This window comes from Marinospirillum minutulum DSM 6287 (genome assembly GCF_000422325.1).
GTDB classification, from domain to species: domain Bacteria; phylum Pseudomonadota; class Gammaproteobacteria; order Pseudomonadales; family Halomonadaceae; genus Marinospirillum; species Marinospirillum minutulum.
Genome location: NZ_AULO01000010.1, coordinates 40,508 through 58,151, shown reverse-complemented (window position 1 = coordinate 58,151; position 17,644 = coordinate 40,508). Strand labels below are relative to the sequence as shown.

12 protein-coding genes and 1 pseudogene are annotated in these 17,644 nt (G+C 44.0%); 10 read left to right on the top strand and 3 right to left on the bottom strand.

Annotation, left to right across the window (positions count from 1 at the left end):
- Window positions 1-39: 39 nt before the first annotated feature.
- From H571_RS0103805 to H571_RS0103785, 5 genes and pseudogenes are all read left to right on the top strand, one after another.
- A complete protein-coding gene (locus tag H571_RS0103805; RefSeq protein WP_027848154.1) occupies window positions 40-813 on the top strand; it encodes a 3-hydroxybutyrate dehydrogenase in 774 nt (257 codons plus the stop codon).
- A gap of 97 nt (window positions 814-910) precedes the next feature.
- On the top strand, window positions 911-2,755 hold the full coding sequence (locus H571_RS0103800; RefSeq protein WP_027848153.1) for a methyl-accepting chemotaxis protein: 1,845 nt from the start codon (window positions 911-913) through the stop codon (window positions 2,753-2,755).
- A 19-nt stretch (window positions 2,756-2,774) separates the two neighbouring features.
- Window positions 2,775-4,727, top strand: a pseudogene (locus H571_RS14100) (acetoacetate--CoA ligase).
- Between the two features lie 120 nt (window positions 4,728-4,847).
- Complete coding sequence (locus H571_RS14095; protein ID WP_051168130.1) at window positions 4,848-7,028, top strand: tRNA(Met) cytidine acetyltransferase TmcA; 2,181 nt, start codon at window positions 4,848-4,850, stop codon at window positions 7,026-7,028.
- Between the two features lie 76 nt (window positions 7,029-7,104).
- Window positions 7,105-7,593, top strand: coding sequence for a hypothetical protein (locus H571_RS0103785; protein ID WP_027848152.1), 489 nt, complete (start codon window positions 7,105-7,107; stop codon window positions 7,591-7,593).
- A 20-nt stretch (window positions 7,594-7,613) separates the two neighbouring features.
- Here H571_RS0103785 and H571_RS0103780 read toward each other — a convergent pair whose 3' ends face one another.
- Entirely contained in the window at window positions 7,614-8,015 is a 402-nt protein-coding gene (locus tag H571_RS0103780) for an acyl-CoA thioesterase (protein ID WP_027848151.1), read from the bottom strand.
- A gap of 130 nt (window positions 8,016-8,145) precedes the next feature.
- Here H571_RS0103780 and H571_RS0103775 point away from each other — a divergent pair, with 130 nt between their 5' ends.
- Genes H571_RS0103775 through H571_RS0103755 form a run of 5 tightly spaced genes read left to right on the top strand, consistent with a single transcriptional unit; the run spans window position 8,146 to window position 16,006 of the window.
- On the top strand, window positions 8,146-9,774 hold the full coding sequence (locus H571_RS0103775) for a methyl-accepting chemotaxis protein (RefSeq protein ID WP_027848150.1): 1,629 nt from the start codon (window positions 8,146-8,148) through the stop codon (window positions 9,772-9,774).
- A 26-nt stretch (window positions 9,775-9,800) separates the two neighbouring features.
- The gene (locus tag H571_RS0103770; RefSeq protein ID WP_027848149.1) at window positions 9,801-10,928 is read left to right on the top strand and encodes a MalY/PatB family protein; all 1,128 of its coding nucleotides are present in this window, start codon (window positions 9,801-9,803) and stop codon (window positions 10,926-10,928) included.
- A 51-nt stretch (window positions 10,929-10,979) separates the two neighbouring features.
- Complete coding sequence (gene dsrO / locus H571_RS0103765; RefSeq protein WP_027848148.1) at window positions 10,980-11,759, top strand: sulfate reduction electron transfer complex DsrMKJOP subunit DsrO; 780 nt, start codon at window positions 10,980-10,982, stop codon at window positions 11,757-11,759.
- Window positions 11,740-12,921, top strand: a complete 1,182-nt coding sequence (nrfD, locus tag H571_RS0103760; protein WP_027848147.1) for an NrfD/PsrC family molybdoenzyme membrane anchor subunit — start codon at window positions 11,740-11,742, stop codon at window positions 12,919-12,921. The genes dsrO and nrfD overlap by 20 nt, the downstream gene beginning before the upstream one ends.
- Complete coding sequence (locus H571_RS0103755) at window positions 12,914-16,006, top strand: molybdopterin-dependent oxidoreductase (protein WP_027848146.1); 3,093 nt, start codon at window positions 12,914-12,916, stop codon at window positions 16,004-16,006. Before nrfD ends, H571_RS0103755 begins: the two co-directional genes overlap by 8 nt.
- Before the next feature lie 146 nt (window positions 16,007-16,152).
- Here H571_RS0103755 and moaA read toward each other — a convergent pair whose 3' ends face one another.
- Both moaA and moaE read right to left on the bottom strand, forming a co-directional pair.
- Complete coding sequence (gene moaA, locus H571_RS0103750) at window positions 16,153-17,160, bottom strand: GTP 3',8-cyclase MoaA (protein ID WP_027848145.1); 1,008 nt, start codon at window positions 17,158-17,160, stop codon at window positions 16,153-16,155.
- Window positions 17,157-17,642, bottom strand: coding sequence for a molybdopterin synthase catalytic subunit MoaE (gene moaE, locus H571_RS0103745; RefSeq protein WP_027848144.1), 486 nt, complete (start codon window positions 17,640-17,642; stop codon window positions 17,157-17,159). Before moaE ends, moaA begins: the two co-directional genes overlap by 4 nt.
- Window positions 17,643-17,644: the final 2 nt, after the last annotated feature.

Here is a 17,644-nt window from a genome sequence, read left to right as displayed (position 1 = left end):
AAACAACTAAGCCTTATTAATAAAAAAAGGGGAAATGTTATGGCGGGTAAACGAGTACTTATAACAGGTGCAGCTAAGGGAATAGGCTTTGAAATTGCCAGTGCCTTTTTAGAAGAAGGTGCCAGAGTTGCCATTCTTGATTTAGATAAAGAAGCGCTTGCCGAGGCGTTAGATCGCTTAGGTGGCGCAGGGCCGGACCGTATAGGTGTGGCTTGTGATGTAACCGATGAAGCAGCCCTAAATACAGCAGTAAATGAAGTGGTAGAAAAGTTGGGTGGGCTAGATGTGTTAATCAATAATGCAGGTCTACAACACGTTGCACCGATAGAAGACTTTCCTTCCGATAGCTTTCGTAAACTCTTAGACATAATGCTGGTTGCACCCTTCTTAATTATTAAGCAGGTTTTCCCAGTGATGAAGCGTCAGAAGGGCGGCAGAATTATTAATCTTGCCTCCATCAATGGCTTGGTTGGTTTTTCTGGCAAGGCGGGTTACAACTCCGCTAAACATGGCGTGATAGGGCTAACCAAGGTTGCAGCCTTGGAAGGCGCTGAATATGGCATAACGGTTAATGCCTTGTGCCCAGGTTATGTTGATACAGAAATGGTACGTGGTCAGCTGAATGACTTGGCTAGAACACGTGGTGTGCCACTAGAGAAAGTATTAGAGGAGGTTATCTATCCTTTGGTACCACAAAAGCGTTTATTAGAGCCACGAGAAGTGGCTGATTACTGCCTGTTCTTAGCCAGTGGCCGCGGCCGCGGTATTACTGGCCAAGCTGTGGTTATTGATGGTGGTTATACCACTCAGTAATAACAGAACACCCATTAACAGATTTTAAGAAGGTTCAGCTATTAAGTTTTGAGCCACGGCCTTCTTATGTCTGAAAAACAATAAAAATAGGTGATTTATGAAGTTGCAGCTTTCATTCCGAAATACCCTGTGGGGGCTATTAGCTCTGCTAGTTATAGGGTTGGTTGTTCTAACTACTGTAGGTTTATATGGCCTACAGCAGCAAGGAAAGGCTTATAGCGCTGTAGCAACAACAGCAAATAAAGCTTTAGACATCTTGGCATTGGAAGCTGAACTACTACAAATTGAATTACAGCGTGAAAACCTAACTCTGGAGCACTTGCCACAACTACAAAAAAGTTTAGAGGGTTTGCCCGTTCAATTAATTCAAGCGCTGGAAGATCAACCTCAGCTACTAAATCAAGCAGAAGTGTTTTCTACACAGCTAGAACAAACCTTAGCATCCCAAGTTGCTTTTGGTCTAAATACAACCGATGGCACTCAGGGTGAATTAAATGCAGCAGCCAATGAACTGCTATATGAGTTAGAAGGTTTATCCGCTTTGGTAACGCGCTTTACTAATGTGCGTAACTTAGAAAAAGATTTCTTTATAAACCCTAGTGAGGCTACAACAGCTATTTGGCAAGAAGGCATAGTTACTTTTGAGGAGAGTTTGAAGCGAATAGGTTTTTATGATGATTTTGCAGCTCACCTGCAGCGTTATAAAGAAACCAGTAACTATGTTACCTACCTGCGTTTACAGCTAGAAGCAGAAACACAGCAGCTTTTAAATCTGCGTGAAAACCTGCTAGTAGAATTGAATCGGGTTGCACGACAATCAGCGGGGCAAGAGCTACAAACAGCGGAACTTCTGGCGGGTGAGCAAGCTAATAAGCAACAACGCACCATGCTAATTAACGGGTTAATTATTACTTTGTTATTAATGCTAGCGGTTGTTCAACTTAATCGCCGTCTTAACAATCGTTTGCAAGGTTTGTTGGCGTTTTTAAAAAAAGTTGCAGAAGGTGATCTACGCCAGCGCTTAACAATAACCTCTGAAACAGATGAATTTGATCAGCTGGCTAAAGGCGTGAACCAAACTGTTGCATCTTTAACAGGGTTGGTAGGTGATATTCAAACAAGTAATGAGCAGTTATTGCAAATGGCAACAGCCATGGAAGAGCAAATTTGTGGTTTGCAAAAAGAAGGATTACAGCTGGATGACCGAAGCAATGTTCTTGCAGCAGCTATGGAAGAAATTAGCGCTACTACAGATCAAATGGCTGTTGCGGCAACCGAGGTTGAAGAGGCTGCAGGCCAAACAGATGAAGCTGCTAACCAAGGTGGTCAAGTTATTCAACAAGCTATTGAAGCATTGGAAGCTATCACTTCTAGAATGCAAGATATTGATGACCAGGTAGCGCAGCTAGGTGAACACTCACAACAAATAGGTGGTGTGCTTGATCTTATTAATGGTATTGCAGAGCAGACCAATCTTCTTGCCTTAAACGCAGCCATAGAAGCAGCCAGAGTGGGTGAAGCAGGCCGAGGCTTTGCGGTGGTTGCAGATGAGATACGTACCTTAGCGGAGCAAACGGCTCAAGCAACACAGGATATTGATGGGCGCATAACAGGCATTCAACGAGATACCAACACCACGATAGCTTCTGTGCAGGCAGCACGTGAACAAGTTTCTTTAGGTCGAACTAAGGGTAGTGAAGCTTTACAGGCAGTACAAACAATACAGCAAGCCAGTAGTGACTCATCTAAGCGTATGAATCAAGTACGTACATCAGTAGCAGAAGTTGCTGAAACCACCGGCAGCATGACTTCCGATATGGATCAGGTTGCTGGATTAGTTGGTCAGCAGCAGTCGCGAGTAGAAAAACTGTTAGAAGCCACTCGTCAACTACACCTTCAAGCCGACGGTTTAAGTAGTGATCTCAAGCGTTTTCAGACTTGATTGAATAGGAAGATAGACAATGAATCAGCCACTTTGGCAGCCATCTGCTGCCGTTATTGAATTAAGCCCAATGCATCAATTTATGCAAGAGGTGAACAAGCGTTATAAGTTAGATTTAAAAGATTATAGCGAGCTTTTTGATTGGAGCGTTAGCAACCTAGAAGGTTTTTGGGATCAGGTTTGGGATTTTGGAGAAGTTGTTGGTAGTAAGGGAAGCAATCGAATTTTAGAAAACCCTAACCTTATGCCTGGGGCGCGTTGGTTTCCTGATGCTAAGCTTAATTTTGCTAAAAACTTATTACGTTTTCGAGATACTTCTCTCGCCGTTGTTTCACTAAGAGAAGATGGTCAGCGCACTGCTTTAACTTATGCACAGCTCTATAAGCAGGTAGCAGAAGTGGCTGCTGCTTTAGAACTTGCTGGTGTTCTTCCAGGCGATAGAGTGGCAGGCTTTACACCTAACTGTCATTACGCTTTGGTTGCCATGTTGGCAGCAACAAGCTTGGGCGCTATCTGGTCGTCTTGTTCGCCTGATTTTGGTTTTAATGGCGTGCTAGACAGGTTTGGGCAAATACAACCCAAAGTTCTTTTTGCCACCGATGGTTATATTTATAACGGCAAACACATTAATAACTTGCCGCAAGTAGCAGAAATAGCCACTGCCTTAGAAGGTTTAGAACAGCTAGTGGTTTTTCCTTTTCTTGAAAATCAGCCCGACATTTCACCTATACCAGAAGCAGTGCTTTGGGCTGACTTCTGTATTGCTAATGCAGAAGAAATTGCGTTTGCTGAACTGCCTTTTGATCACCCGCTTTATATTATGTATTCCTAAGGTACCACGGGTGTGCCTAAGTGCATCGTTCATTCAGCTGGTGGAACCCTGCTACAACACTTAAAAGAACATCAGCTTCACACCAGCTTAACCCGTGAAGATACCATCTTTTATTACACTACCTGCGGTTGGATGATGTGGAACTGGCTAGTGTCTGGTTTGGCTGTTGGCTCCACTTTGGTCTTGTTTGATGGCTCGCCTTTTGCGCCAGAACCTAAAGCTTTATGGGATATGGCAGAGCAAGAAGAAATTAGTGTTTTTGGTACTAGTGCCAAGTACATTGCCGCTTGTGAAAAAGCAGGTTTACAGCCGAATAAAACCCATAAGCTACCCAAATTACGCGCAATTCTTTCGACTGGTTCTCCGCTAGCACATGAATCCTTTGAATACGTTTACCGCGATATTAAATCAGACCTGCTTTTAGCTTCTATATCTGGCGGTACCGATATAGTTTCCTGCTTTGCGCTGGGTTGCCCAACACGCCCTGTTTATCGTGGTCAATTACAGTGCCGTGGTTTGGGTATGGATGTACAGGTTTATAACGATGCTGGCGAACCCGTGATAGGAGAAAAGGGTGAACTGGTTTGTGTGCAGCCCTTTCCTTCTATGCCGATAGGTTTTTGGAAAGATCCTGATGCTAGCCGTTACCAAGCAGCTTATTTTGAGCGGTTTGAAAATATCTGGGCACATGGTGATTACGCCGAAATTACAGCACAGGATGGAGTGATTATTCATGGTCGCTCAGATGCGGTACTTAATCCAGGTGGAGTTCGTATAGGAACCGCTGAAATCTATCGTCAGGTAGAAAAGGTCAAAGAAGTACAGGAAGCCTTATGCATAGGGCAAGACTGGAAAGAAGATGTACGCGTGGTGTTGTTTGTACGCCTTAAAGAAGGATTCCAGTTAGATGAAACACTTAAAAAGCGTATTTGCGCAACAATCCGTGCAGAAACCACACCACGCCATGTGCCAGCAAAAATTATTCAAGTGGCGGATATTCCACGCACCTTATCGGGCAAAATTGTAGAGCTAGCCGTGCGAGAAGTTGTTCACCAAAGGCCGGTTAAAAATCAAGATGCTTTAGCTAACCCAGAAGCTTTGCAGCTATTTTCTGGCTTACCAGAGCTGCTAACTGACTAAATAGTATTTTAAATACTTTCCGCTGATGTTTTTGGCCACTGCTTTCGCTCCTTCGAACAGTGGTCTTTTTTTATTTGGCTTGAAGCCGATTTATTTAGACTTGTAACTGGCTAAGAAATAATGAATTCTAGCGGCATGCTTAATGATCCTGATTTTAATAACCTATTACTAACCCTTGAAGCTTATCGGCACAGGCAACTGATTTGGATAACGGGTGATGCTGATTGGTGCTCTAAACAAGTTTTAACGCTGTTAGCAAAACAGCAGCAATTATTAGCCCAACCTTTAGGTGGTGTTTGGATACAGGCTGTTGCTGCTAGCTCATCGCAGGTTGAACTTCCAAAGGGAATAAATTTTCTTTCTGCTTCTAAAAGCCGTGGTTTATTGGGTAGTGAGCAGCAGGTTTTAGTCATAGATGCTTTTAGCGGTTTTAATCCAGATGCTTTAGGTGCTTTGGCAGGAACACTAAAGGCTGGCGGAGTGCTGTATTTATTAACGCCAGAAGCTTGGTCAGCATCGGTTGATCCAGACTATAAACGCTTGGCGGCTTGGCCTTTAGAAGCTAAAGATTTAACCCATTATTTTGTGCAGCGTTGTGAAAGACTGTTAATTGAAAACCAAGTACCGCACTTTAGCCAACAGCAAGGGAAGCTAGGTAACTGGGTTGTTCCAAACATTTTAACTGCTGTAACCATTCAACCTGAAAATCAGCCTTTTTTAAAAATATTACCTTGGGGTGCTGTTAGTGAAGAGCAAGCCCTTTTAGTTACCCAGTTAGTTGATTGGTTTGCCAGTAAACCAGTCGTACCCCTAGTGATTACAGCTAATCGAGGCAGAGGTAAGAGTGGTGCTTTAGGTTTGTTGTTGCGCGAATTAATTCAACAACCGACTAGCAAAAAACTACTGGTTACAGCACCTTCTAGCCAAGCAGCCACTGCTATTTTTGCACGTATAGAAGATTTACCACCAGAAGAACAAGCGCAGGTTAGCTTTATAGCACCCGATGCCTTGTTAGAAGAAAAGCCAAAAGCCGATTTATTGTTAGTTGATGAAGCCGCAGCTTTACCTGTACCCGTTTTACAAGGTTTGTTAGCGGCTTACCCATGCAGTGTGTTTGCTACCACCCAACAGGGGTATGAAGGCAATGGCAGGGGGTTTGCTTTACGCTTTACTCAACATCTAAATCAACACACACCTAACTGGCTGGCGCTGAGTATTAATCAACCTTTGCGCTGGGCTGAGGGTGACCCACTAGAAGCCTTGGTTCACCGTTTATTGTTACTCGATGCTGAAGTAACAGACCCAGATTTAACTAGGGGTGCTTTAACTAAAATGCCGTTAAGTTTTACTTGGTTAAAGCAAGTCGATTTGGCTGCAAACGAGGCTTTATTGCAGCAGGTGTTTGGCTTATTGGTACTCGCTCACTATCGCACTACACCCGATGACTTTCGTCAGCTTTTAGATGCACCCGCTATTCACCTTGCTTGTGCTTGGCAAAACAATTTGCCGGTTGCGCTGGCTTTAGTTCAAGAGGAAGGTGGTTTTGATGCTGAGTTAGCCCAAGCCATTTTTATGGGAAAGCGGCGTCCGCAAGGGCATTTGTTGGCTCAGTCTTTAGCTTTTCATGGTGGGTTAGCTCAAGCAGCAGAAGTAAACTGGTGGCGCATTCAGCGCATTCTTGTTCATCCAGCATTACAACGGCAGGGTGTAGGAAAACAGCTTTTAGATTTTGTATTAGAGGAAGCCAAGCAGCAACCCAAGTTAGATTTAATAGGCAGTAGTTTTGGTGCCACAACTGAGTTATTGCCCTTTTGGTTTAAGGGTGGATATCAACCAGTACGTTTAGGCATCACTAAAGATCAAGCCAGTGGCGAACATACCCTGCAAGTGGCTCAAGGTATTTCTATTAAAGGTAAAGCTTTGCAACAACAGTTGGTTGAAAGGTTTAGCCTAACTCTGCCCGATGCTTTAACCCTGTGGTTAAAAGCCTTGCCAGCAGATTTATTAATTATTGTTTTACAAGCTTTGACTTTAAAAAAGGTGGCTTTAAGTAAGCAAGACCAGTTGGAATTAAATGCCTTTGCAGAGGGGCATAGGCCTTTAGCTGTAAGTCGAACAGCACTTAAAGCTTGGTTGTGGCAGGTTTTAGCAGAAAAGGTAAAAGCTACTCAGCTAGCGCCTTGGGTGCAGTTGTTGTTACAAGAAGTGCCTGAATTAAAATTACAGCAGCAATTAGCTTTAAAAGGCAAAAAAGAGTTGGATCGCTGGTTGCGTAGGTCGCTTAACCAGTTATTAGAGTAGGCAGCAGGCTGCTTTTATTTTAAGATGCTCAACCTTAGTCGTTTTCAGTCTTTTGCATACCTAGCCGGAGTTGTTCATGTTTAATCGTTTTTGGGTTTCCCTCTTTGCGGGGCTGGTCATGTCTTTATTGCTTGTTGGCAATTTGCAAGCAAGTACAAGTATAGGTTTAGGCTATGATGTTGCAAGGCAACTAGATAAAAACCAAGATGATGGGCAGGCAAACTTAGCATTACAGGTTTCTATTTTGCGTCGTTCTGCGCTAGTTGTAGGCTTGGCATCTGGAGAAAGCTACCAAGTAGTAGAGGCAGGCTTTAAGCGCTATAACGAAAAATATTTAAGTGGTAGTTTTTTTCAGCTAGGTGCTGGTTATTGGTATGGTGATAAAGACAAGGGTGCTAGTTCTAAATTAGGTGCAGACTTGCGCTTGGGTTATGAGTTACCCATTACTCGTAATTTGGTAGCTACGGGTGCAGTGTCTATGCTTTATGGTATTAATAATCCAGTTACAGGTAAAAGTGACGAACTGCTCTTTCGGCCTCATCTAGGTGTTATGTTTCACTTTTAAGCCATCCCTGGCTTAAGCCTTTAGCTTTCGGCTGGTATTAGGTGGGCTGTCAGTGCTTCGCGCAGCTCACCTTCAATAGGCATCGACTTTTTATCAGCAAAGTTATAATGTACTAGTGTTGCTTCCCCGCGTGATCCCATCTTGCCATTTTGCCAGGCCTCTTGAACCACCACAAAAGAGCTGTTACCTAGGCGTCCTAAATAGGTTTTAATTTCTATATCTTCGCCATAAAAAAGTTCGCCTAAAAAATCGACTTTGATACTCGCTAAAATTAAGCACCATTTTTTAGGGTCTAAATCGGGTGTGAAAAGGCGGAATAAATCGTTGCGTGCACGTTCAAACCAAACGGGTAAACGGGTGTTGTTAATGTGACCTAAGGCATCAGTATCAGTAAAGCTGGGTGAAAATTTATGGGTAAACATTGGTTGATCTCCAAGGGTGTGTCTAGGTGCTTGATAACAAAATAAAAACCTATTAGAGTTACTCTTGACGTAAACGTAAAGCTGTTTTTAATTTTTTTAAATGGATTATTGCTAAACCCTAGAGGTAATCATGCTTCGTAATATTAGAATTGAACACCGTATTTGGATAATAAACCTGCTTGCGGTGGTAGGTATGTTGCTTATGTTGTTGGTGGCAGTAAAGCAACAGTACAAAGAAATGGAGCGGATGAAACTACATGAAATTAGCCATCTAGTTGATGTTGCTGAAGGGGTTATGATTGATTATCAGCAAAGAGTAAAAGCTGGTGAAATGACAGAAAAAACTGCAAGAGCAGCTTTGTTAGAAAGAGTTAGCGCCATGACTTATGGCCAATACAAAGATTATGTATGGGTACACGATGCCCAAATGAATATGCTGGCACACCCCAGTCCTAAGTTAAGAGGTAAAAACTTGGGAGAGCTAAAAGATGTTAACGGCAAACAGTTTTTTCGTATGTTAAATGAAGAAGCCTTAGCAACGGGTGATTCCTATATGCCCTATTACTGGAACCGCCCAGGCAGTGAATTACCTCAGCCAAAGATTACCTATGTACGCTATAACGCTGAATGGGATTGGTTAATTGGTACTGGTGTTTATGTGGATGATATTGAAGCCCTGTTTATGGACAGTCTAAAAACGCTGGGCGCCATTTCATTTTTGGTATTACTTTTGTTAATGCTAGTTGGTTGGTTTATTACCAATTCTATTACGCGCCCTCTCGATGCAACTGTAAAAGCCATGCGTGAAATAGGTGCGGGTGATGGTGATCTTACAGTTCGCCTGAGTGAACGGGGTCGAGATGAAGTAATGGAATTAGCCAAGTACTTTAATATTTTTACTAATAAAATCCAGAATTTGGTTACTGAAGTTAAAAATTCAGTTGAATCCGTTGCTGCCGCTGCTAGCCAAATGTCAGCAACATCAGAGCAAGCTGCTTATAACCAAGCACGTCAAGCACAAGAAACGGATCAAGTTGCTACAGCCATGAATGAAATGAGTGCCAGTTTTTTAGATGTGGCACGTAATGCAGGTGATGCGTCTAATGCCGCAACAGATACAGATAAATCAACGGCAGATGGTCGTAAGAATGTTGAGCTAGCTTCTGCAGCTATAACGCATTTAGCTGAACAGATAAATCAGTCAACAGAAGTAATTCACCAGTTAAGTGAAGATTCCTCTAATATTGGCACAGTATTGGATGTAATACGCAGTGTTTCTGAACAAACTAACTTGCTAGCGCTCAATGCTGCGATTGAAGCAGCGCGAGCTGGTGAAGCGGGACGTGGTTTTGCCGTGGTGGCTGATGAAGTCCGCTCTTTGGCAAGTAGAACGCATGAAAGTACAGAAGAAATTAACCGCATGGTTACTCAGTTACAAGCACAAGCTGAGAAGGCTGTAACGGTAATGGCGGCAAGCATTAAAGAAACAGAGCAAACAGTAAATGCCGTAGAAAGTACAACGGGTTCACTTAACTCAATAGCCGGTGCGGTAGGGCATATTCGAGATATGAACCATCAAATTGCTTCAGCTGCTGAGCAGCAAGCGGCAGTGGCGGAAGAAATTAATCGTAATATTATTCGCCTTGTTCAGCTAAGCGAAGAGAATGCTTCGGCAACTGAGCAAACAAGAGTTTCTAGCACTGATTTAGCAGCCCTATCCGACAGACTACGAAATCAGGTTGGGCAGTTTAAAGTGTAACTTAAGCTATTTTATAGAGTATAAATATGAGTTTTGATTTTGTAACACCGGTGGAACGTAAAAATACAGCTAGCCTTAAATGGCAACGTTATGAGCAGCAAGATGTTATTCCCATGTGGGTTGCAGATATGGATTTAACTTCACCACCGGTGGTACAAGAGGCTTTAAGTAAAGCGGTAGCCGCTGGTGTGTTTGGCTATGGTGAAGTGCCTCAAGGGCTTAATCAGGCTTTTATAGATTGGTGTGCTAGCCAATATAACTGGCAAGTAGAAAAAGATTGGTTGGTATGGATTCCTGGTGTAGTGCCAGGGTTTAACCTTGCAGTAGAAGCTTGGCTTAAACCCGAGCAGGGATTATTGGTTCAGTCGCCAGTTTATCCACCCATTCGGGTATTAGGCCAGCTAAGAAAACGCCCTACGCTCGATATGCCAGTTAACACCAGTAAACTAGCCTCTTATTTAAAACCAGAAACATCAGCCTTAGTTTTGTGCAACCCACAAAACCCACTAGGCAAAGTGTATAGCCGAAAAGAGCTAGAAAAGCTGGCTGATATGGCAGAAGAAAATAACTTATTGGTTATTTCTGATGATATTTGGAGTGATTTAATTCTAGAGCCAGGTCTACGTCATGTGCCTTATGCCAGTGTTAGTGAAACTGCTGCCCAGCATTCTGTCACCCTTATGGCACCCAGTAAAACCTTCAATATTGCTGGCCTGTCTTGTGCCGTTGCAGTTATTCCTAACCCAGAATTGCGTGCCAGTTACCGCAAAAAAATGCGTGGCCTAATGCCAGATATGAACTACCTAGGTTTGGTCGCTGCCCAAGCGGCTTGGCAGGGAGGGCATGATTGGTTAGCAGCACTTAAAGTCCATTTAAATGCTAATTTAGCTATTTTAGAAGACTGGCTTAAAGACTTTCCGCAAATTGGCTACCAGCGCCCTCAAGCCACTTTTGTTGCTTGGTTAGATGTTTCTGCTTTGCAATTAACTAATCCAATACAAGCTTTTTTAGATGGGGGTGTAGCACTATCCCCCGGCGAGGCTTATGGCAAAAACAGCCATGTGCGACTAAACTTTGGTTGTTCTGCAACGCAATTACAGCAAGCGCTGCAACGTATGGCTAAAGTACTATATAATGAAGGGGTAATAAACTAGGTTATAAGCTTATGTTTTAACTGCACCCTTTTTCTTGTTGCCGGAGGCACCATGGATTTAATGCGCCGTTCCCTACTGGGACAATTGGCTCGCCTTAGTGCTGGCGTAGCACTTGTTCCACTTTCTAGCATTGCGACTGCTGGAATAAACGCCCAGCCCGCCCGCCGTGAAGGTGACCCTACTAAACGCTATGGAATGCTAATTGATTTACGCCAATGCATAGGTTGTCAGGCTTGTACGGTTTCTTGTCATATAGAAAACGCTGCCCCTATGGGTAAGTTTCGTACCACCGTTTCTCAGTATGAAGTTGAAGACCAAGCCAGCGGTGCACTAGCAACCTTTATGTTGCCACGCCTGTGTAACCACTGTGAAAACCCGCCTTGTGTACCTGTTTGCCCCGTTGAAGCAACTTTCCAGCGTCAAGATGGCATAGTAGTAGTCGACAGCGACCGCTGTGTGGGCTGTGCCTACTGCGTTAACGCCTGCCCTTACGATGCACGTTTTATTAATGACAAAACTCAAACCGCTGATAAATGCACCTTCTGTGCACACCGCTTAGAAGCGGGTTTATTGCCTGCTTGCGTAGAATCTTGTGTAGGTGGCGCACGTATTATTGGTGATATGCGTGATCCTAATAGCCAAATTAGCCAGATGATTGCTGAATATGGTGAGCAGTTAATGGTTTTACAGCCAGAAAAAAATACCGTTCCTCAGGTGTTCTACTTGGGTATGGATGAGCGCTTTGTAACACGCCCTGTGGCTGAAGCTGCACTTCTTGAAGTTCTAGACGATCAAGGTAAGGAGATGGGTTATGAATTCCGTGGCCATTGAGTTACTCGCACCCCGCTACCCCATTGCTTGGTACCCTTGGGCGGTACAGTATTTTTTCTTAATTGCCTTATCTTATGCCACCCTTTGGTTAGCAGCGCCGGCGTTAATTTTTGGTAAAAAAGACTGGTTGCCTACGGCACGTTTAGCACTTTTAGCCTGTTTAAGTGCCACGCTAGTTGCGCCTGTGGCCTTATTGGCTGACTTGCACCAACCATTACGCTTTTGGCATTTTTATGCCTATGCCAATACCCATTCTTGGATGTCGGTCGGTAGTGTGATTCTGCCACTCTATTTGTTTAGCGTAATGGGTTTAACTTGGATGGCTTGGCGTCCTGCTTTACAAGCTAACCGTCAAGCACCTGGCTTTTTAGGTTTTGTTTCCCGCTGGATTTCTTTAGGCACTAGCCCAACACCGAAGATTTTAATGGTAGTTGTGGGCGTTATTGCGCTGGTTTTTTCTACCGGCATTATGCTTTATACGGGTGCCGAAGTTGCCATAGTTAAAGCACGTCCTTTATGGAATACCCACTGGCTACCGCCTATGTTTGTAGCGACTGGTTTTATTACAGCGGCAGGTTTAATGCTGCTTTTAAACCGTGTTACGCAAATGAAAAACAGCGCCGTGAATAGCCAAATGTTAAAAGTGATGCTGGTTGCTACCTTGGCAGCAGCGGCGATTGCAGCGGCTTGGGTATTGGGCGGTATTAACGACCCACAAGGTTCAGTTGCTGCAGCAATAGAATCGATACGCTTTAGTGATTCTTGGCGAGCTACTGCACTCTGGGGAAGCATTACCGCAGTTGTTCTGTTTGTGGGAACGCTTTATATGCTGTTCAACACAAGCAAGCGTCCAGCCTTACACTCTTGGGTTTGGTTATTAGGCTTGGTGGCTATTCACCTGGGTTGGATGTTCCGCTGGGTAGTATTAATGGATGTGCAGCATGTGGCACGTAACAGTGCTGGCTTCCACCACTATGGTATTCCTGCCGGTTCTTCTGGTTTATTAGGGATTGTTGGTACTTTTGGTTTATGGCTAGCGGTAATGTTGTTGATAGATTTGTTTGTTCCTTGGCGTGATGCCCAACAAGGTGGTGTAGCAACCGATATTCAACCTGCTACTAATATAGATTCAGCTGCTAAAGGAGCAACTAGCCATGGATAAATCTCGTCGTCGTTTACTTAAAGGTGCGGTTGCTGCCGGTGGTGCTGCTACCTTTGCTGCCGGTTATTCAGACCCACTTATTAAGCTAGCTAAAGGTGTAACGGGTAGTGCGGGCGAAAAACCTAAAGACCGTATTCATGGTAATTCTTTAGCGCCAGAATACAGCGTTGATTTGAAAACAGGTGAGCTAACCCTTAACCCAGATCAGCGAGTTGCCTTTACTATTTGTTATGGCTGTACAACTCAGTGTGGCGTTAGAGTACGTATTGATAACACCACAGAAAAAGTTTTGCGTGTTTCAGGTAACCCTTATCACCCGCTATCGGCTGATGAACACCTACCCATGAAAACACCCGTGGTTGAAGCCTTACGTGGCTTAAGTGCTTATGCAGAGCAGGGTCAGCAAAACCGTTCCACTGCTTGTGCGCGTGGTAACGCCATGATGTCGCAGCTAGACAACCCTTTCCGTATTGACCATTGCTTAAAGCGTGTTGCTGGACGTGGTGAGCGCAAATGGGAAAAGATTTCTTTTGAACAGCTGATTGAAGAAATTTGTGAAGGCGGTGATTTGTTTGGTGAAGGCCATGTTGATGGTTTACGTACGATTCATAACCACGATGAGCTGATTGACCCAGAAAACCCTGAGTACGGTCCTAAAGCTAACCAGTTAATGGTGATGGAAGCGACCGACTATGGTCGTTCCGACTTGCTAAAGCGCTTTACCTTAAATGCTTTTGCGACCCGTAACTATGGGCACCATGGTTCTTATTGTGGCTTGGCCTTCCGTATGGGCTCAGGCGCGGTCATGAATAACTTGGTAAGCAATGCGCACGTTAAGCCTGATATTAAAAACGCAGAATTTATTATGTACATAGGTACTGCACCTAGCCAAGCGGGTAACCCTTTTAAGTTACAAGGTCGCTTAATTGCTAAAGCCCGTGCGCAAGGTACGCTAGAGTATGTAATTGTTGACCCTGCTTTGAATGCTGCGGCTTCTCATGCGGCAGATAACAATCATTGGGTACCCATTCGCCCAGGTTCTGACAGTGCGTTTGCTATGGCGATTATTCAGTGGCTGTTAGACAACCAAGGTTATGCTAAAGACTTCTTAGAATTACCGGGTAAAAAAGCGGCTGATGCCAAAGATGAAGTCAGTCACTCTAATGCTACCCATTTAGTTATCACCACTAAGGTCCACCCACGCGAAAGCTTCTTTTTAAGAGCCAGTGACCTAGGTTTAGCAGAAGCAGGTAGTGATGCTGATGTGCCTCTGGTGGTTGATGCTGCAGGTAAGTTGGTGAGCAGCGAATCTGTGCTAGCCGCTGAATTATTTGTTGAGCGTGAAGTCGAGTTAGTTGGTGGCGAAACGGTATTAGTAAAAAGCAGCATGACTTTATTGCGTGAATCGGCCAATGAATACGACCTAGCAACCTATGCTGAGCATTGTGGTATTCCACAAGAAAAAATTATTGAACTAGCGGCTAAGTTTGCGAGTCATGGTCGCCGTGCAGTAGTGAACTGTCATGGTGGCATGATGTCAGGCAACGGCTTCTACTCAGCCTTTGGTGTGCAGATGCTTAACCTACTCGCTGCTAACTACAACCGTAAGGGTGGTAGTTCAGTGGGTGGTGGTATCTTTAATGGTGCTGGTAAAGGTCCACGTTATAACTTGGCCGACTTCCCAGGTAAGCGTGGTCCTAAAGGTGTGTTTTTATCGCGCTCACGCTTTCCTTACCAAAAATCGTCTGAATATAAGCGTAAGGTTGCAGCGGGTGAAAACCCTTACCCTTCTCGTGCACCTTGGCGTCCCATTGCACCACCAACACTAACCGAACACCTACCTTCGGCTTTAGATGGCTACCCCTACCCAATTAAAGCCTTAATTGGTTGCATGGCTAACCCCATTTATGGCCAAGCAGGTTTAGAAGCAACTATTGCTGATAAATTAAAAGACCCCAAGCGCTTAGGTTTATTTGTTGCTGTGGATGGCTTTATTAACGAAACCAACCGCTTTGCTGACTATATAGTGCCTGACTCAGTGATGTATGAGGTTTGGGGTTTTACCGGTGCTTGGAAAGGTGCGCTAGGTAAGTTAACGACGGCCTGTTGGCCAGTGGTTGAACCACGTCAGCAAAAAACTGCTGAAGGCGAACCTGTGAGTATGGATGCCTTCTTTATTGCTGTGGCTAAGCGTTTAGGTTTAAAAGGTTTTGGTGAGAATGCCATTCCAGATGCAGACGGCAATTTGCACCCTTTAAACCGTGCTGAAGATTATTACCTACGCATGGCAGCCAATATTGCCTTTTTAGGTAAGCCTTTACCCTCAGCGAGTGAAGACGATTTAGCGCATAGTGGCATAGTGCGTTTACAGCCAGAAGTAGAAAAAACGCTAAAAGAAGAAGAGCGGGGGCCAGTTAACTTCCTTTATGCCCGTGGCGGACGTTTTGAAGATGCAACAGACCACTATAAAGGTGAGCAGTTAAAGAATGCTTGGACTAAAACCCTGTGTGTTTATAGTGAAACCATAGGCACTAGTATTGATACCATGAATGGTGAGTTTAACTCAGGTGTGCCTCGTCACAGTCACCCTTTGTTGGCTAACAAACAGCCAATGAGGGAAGTGTTTACTGAGCAAGAATGGCCATTGCTAGCCTTCTCATTTAAGTCGAACCTGATGAACTCTTATGCCATAGGTAATGAGCGTTTAAGAATGATTAAGCCTTATAACCCCGTGCAGATGAACATTAAAGATGCCCAGCGTTTTGGCATTAAGCATGGCGACACCATCAGCATAGAAAGCCCTGGTGGTGAGGTTGTGGGTTTAGCCTTAGTGAGTGAAAGCGTGATGCCAGGTTCGTTAGGTATAGAGCATGGTTATGGACACCGTGATTTAGGTGCAACACCCCATATCATTGATGGTGAGTCTCAGCCTGATATGCCTTGGATGCGTGCTGGCCTAAATATTAACGACCTAGGTTTCCGTGACCCCACTCGTAATGTGGATGGTACTTGGTTAGAACCTATCAGTGGCTCTGCAATTCGCCAAGGCTTACCCGTACGAGTAACACGCCTAGGTACAAGCTGATTTATACTGGTCTAAACACTAGATAAAATTATGTTACTGAGGACGTTAGCACAAGGCAAAAACCTGCGAGGAAGCGCAGTTTACTTCTGGGTAAATGAGCATTTTGAGCAGGTTTTTAACACAGTGATAACTACGTAAGTAGTAATTTACCCGCCAGTCATATTCATCATACGAACGACCTGGACGTCACCATCATTAGTAAAATGGTGGCGTTCAGGTTTAATGGCCATAGAATCAATAATCGCTTGTTTCAGTGGCTGGTTATTTTGTGGATGGTTGCGTAGGTAGGGACGTAAATCAATCGAGTGTTCATTACCTAAGCAAAGCAATAAACGGCCTTCAACAGTGACTCTTACTCTATTGCAGTCGCCACAAAAGTTATGCGAATGGGGTGAAATAAAGCCTAAGTTAATTGAAGAGTCGGGCATAGAATAATAGCGTGAAGGGCCAGCAGTCTTAGCTTTATTGGCTGTTAAGGCGTAACGGCTAGTAATAATTTTACGCACTTCATCACTCGAGCAGTAAGTCTCGCCTCGTTCATGGTCTGAAACCACGCCTAAGGGCATTTCTTCAATAAAACTTATATCTATTTTTTTGCTGCGTGCAAATTCCACTAAATCTAAAACTTCATCTTCATTGCGGCCTTTCATAATAACCGCATTCAGTTTAATACCCTTAAAGCCTGCCTGAATAGCAGCATCTATGCCATCAAGTACCTGCTGCAAATTGCCTGTGCGAGTAATGCGCTTAAACTTTTTGGCATCTAAAGAATCTAGGCTGATATTTAAACGGTGTAAGCCAGCAGTTTTTAAATCTTTGGCGTAGCGGGGTAATTGGCTGCCATTGGTAGTCATAGCAAAGTCTTTTAGGCCTAGTCCACCTATGTAATCAATCACCTGCATGACGTCTCGCCTAACTAAAGGTTCACCACCGGTTAGGCGAATTTTCTCGACACCTAGTTCAGAAAACACTTGAGCAATGCGGCCAATTTCTTCTAGGCTTAAAATGCTTTCTTTGGGCAAGAAGGTCATGCTCTCGCTCATGCAATAAACACAGCGAAAATCACAACGGTCGGTTACTGATAAGCGCACATAGGTGACTTGGCGACCAAAGTTGTCTACTAGTGTGTTGGTTAACTGCGCAACTTGGTTCATGGTGAGTTTACCTCCAAGGTTGGCTTCCAGCGTTCTGCTGCTTGAGTATCACTAGTACGAGCGCTAACCCAGTAATCACCCGTTAGGGTATGTTCTTTTTTCCAAAAGGGCGCACGGGTTTTTAGATAATCCATTATAAAGTTACAGGCATCAAAAGCATCTTGTCTATGGGCTGAAGAAGTAGCTACTAAAACAATTGGGTCACTGGGTTCCATACGACCTATGCGGTGAATAATACGGGTACCTTTTAATGCCCAGCGTTGTTCCGCTTCTTGTAAAATTGCTTTTAATGCCTGCTCGGTCATGCCTGGGTAATGCTCTAAAGTTAGGGCTAGCACATCAGGCTTTTCATTAAAGTCTCTAACATAACCAGTAAAAGTGACTAGTGCACCCAGATCACTTCGCCCCTTGATCAGTGCTTGTGTTTCTTGGTTTAAATCAAAAACTTTTGATTGAACACTAACATAATTACGGTTATTCATGA

Excerpts from the sequence above, each read along its gene's own strand:
- moaA (WP_027848145.1), bottom strand. The coding sequence starts at position 17,160 with ATGAACCAAGTTGCGCAGTTAACCAACACACTAGTAGACAACTTTGGT.
- nrfD (WP_027848147.1), top strand. The coding sequence starts at position 11,740 with ATGAATTCCGTGGCCATTGAGTTACTCGCACCCCGCTACCCCATTGCT.
- H571_RS0103775 (WP_027848150.1), top strand. The coding sequence starts at position 8,146 with ATGCTTCGTAATATTAGAATTGAACACCGTATTTGGATAATAAACCTG.
- H571_RS0103785 (WP_027848152.1), top strand. The coding sequence starts at position 7,105 with ATGTTTAATCGTTTTTGGGTTTCCCTCTTTGCGGGGCTGGTCATGTCT.
- H571_RS0103770 (WP_027848149.1), top strand. The coding sequence starts at position 9,801 with ATGAGTTTTGATTTTGTAACACCGGTGGAACGTAAAAATACAGCTAGC.
- moaE (WP_027848144.1), bottom strand. The coding sequence starts at position 17,642 with ATGAATAACCGTAATTATGTTAGTGTTCAATCAAAAGTTTTTGATTTA.
- dsrO (WP_027848148.1), top strand. The coding sequence starts at position 10,980 with ATGGATTTAATGCGCCGTTCCCTACTGGGACAATTGGCTCGCCTTAGT.
- H571_RS14095 (WP_051168130.1), top strand. The coding sequence starts at position 4,848 with ATGAATTCTAGCGGCATGCTTAATGATCCTGATTTTAATAACCTATTA.
- H571_RS0103800 (WP_027848153.1), top strand. The coding sequence starts at position 911 with ATGAAGTTGCAGCTTTCATTCCGAAATACCCTGTGGGGGCTATTAGCT.
- H571_RS0103755 (WP_027848146.1), top strand. The coding sequence starts at position 12,914 with ATGGATAAATCTCGTCGTCGTTTACTTAAAGGTGCGGTTGCTGCCGGT.
- H571_RS0103805 (WP_027848154.1), top strand. The coding sequence starts at position 40 with ATGGCGGGTAAACGAGTACTTATAACAGGTGCAGCTAAGGGAATAGGC.
- H571_RS0103780 (WP_027848151.1), bottom strand. The coding sequence starts at position 8,015 with ATGTTTACCCATAAATTTTCACCCAGCTTTACTGATACTGATGCCTTA.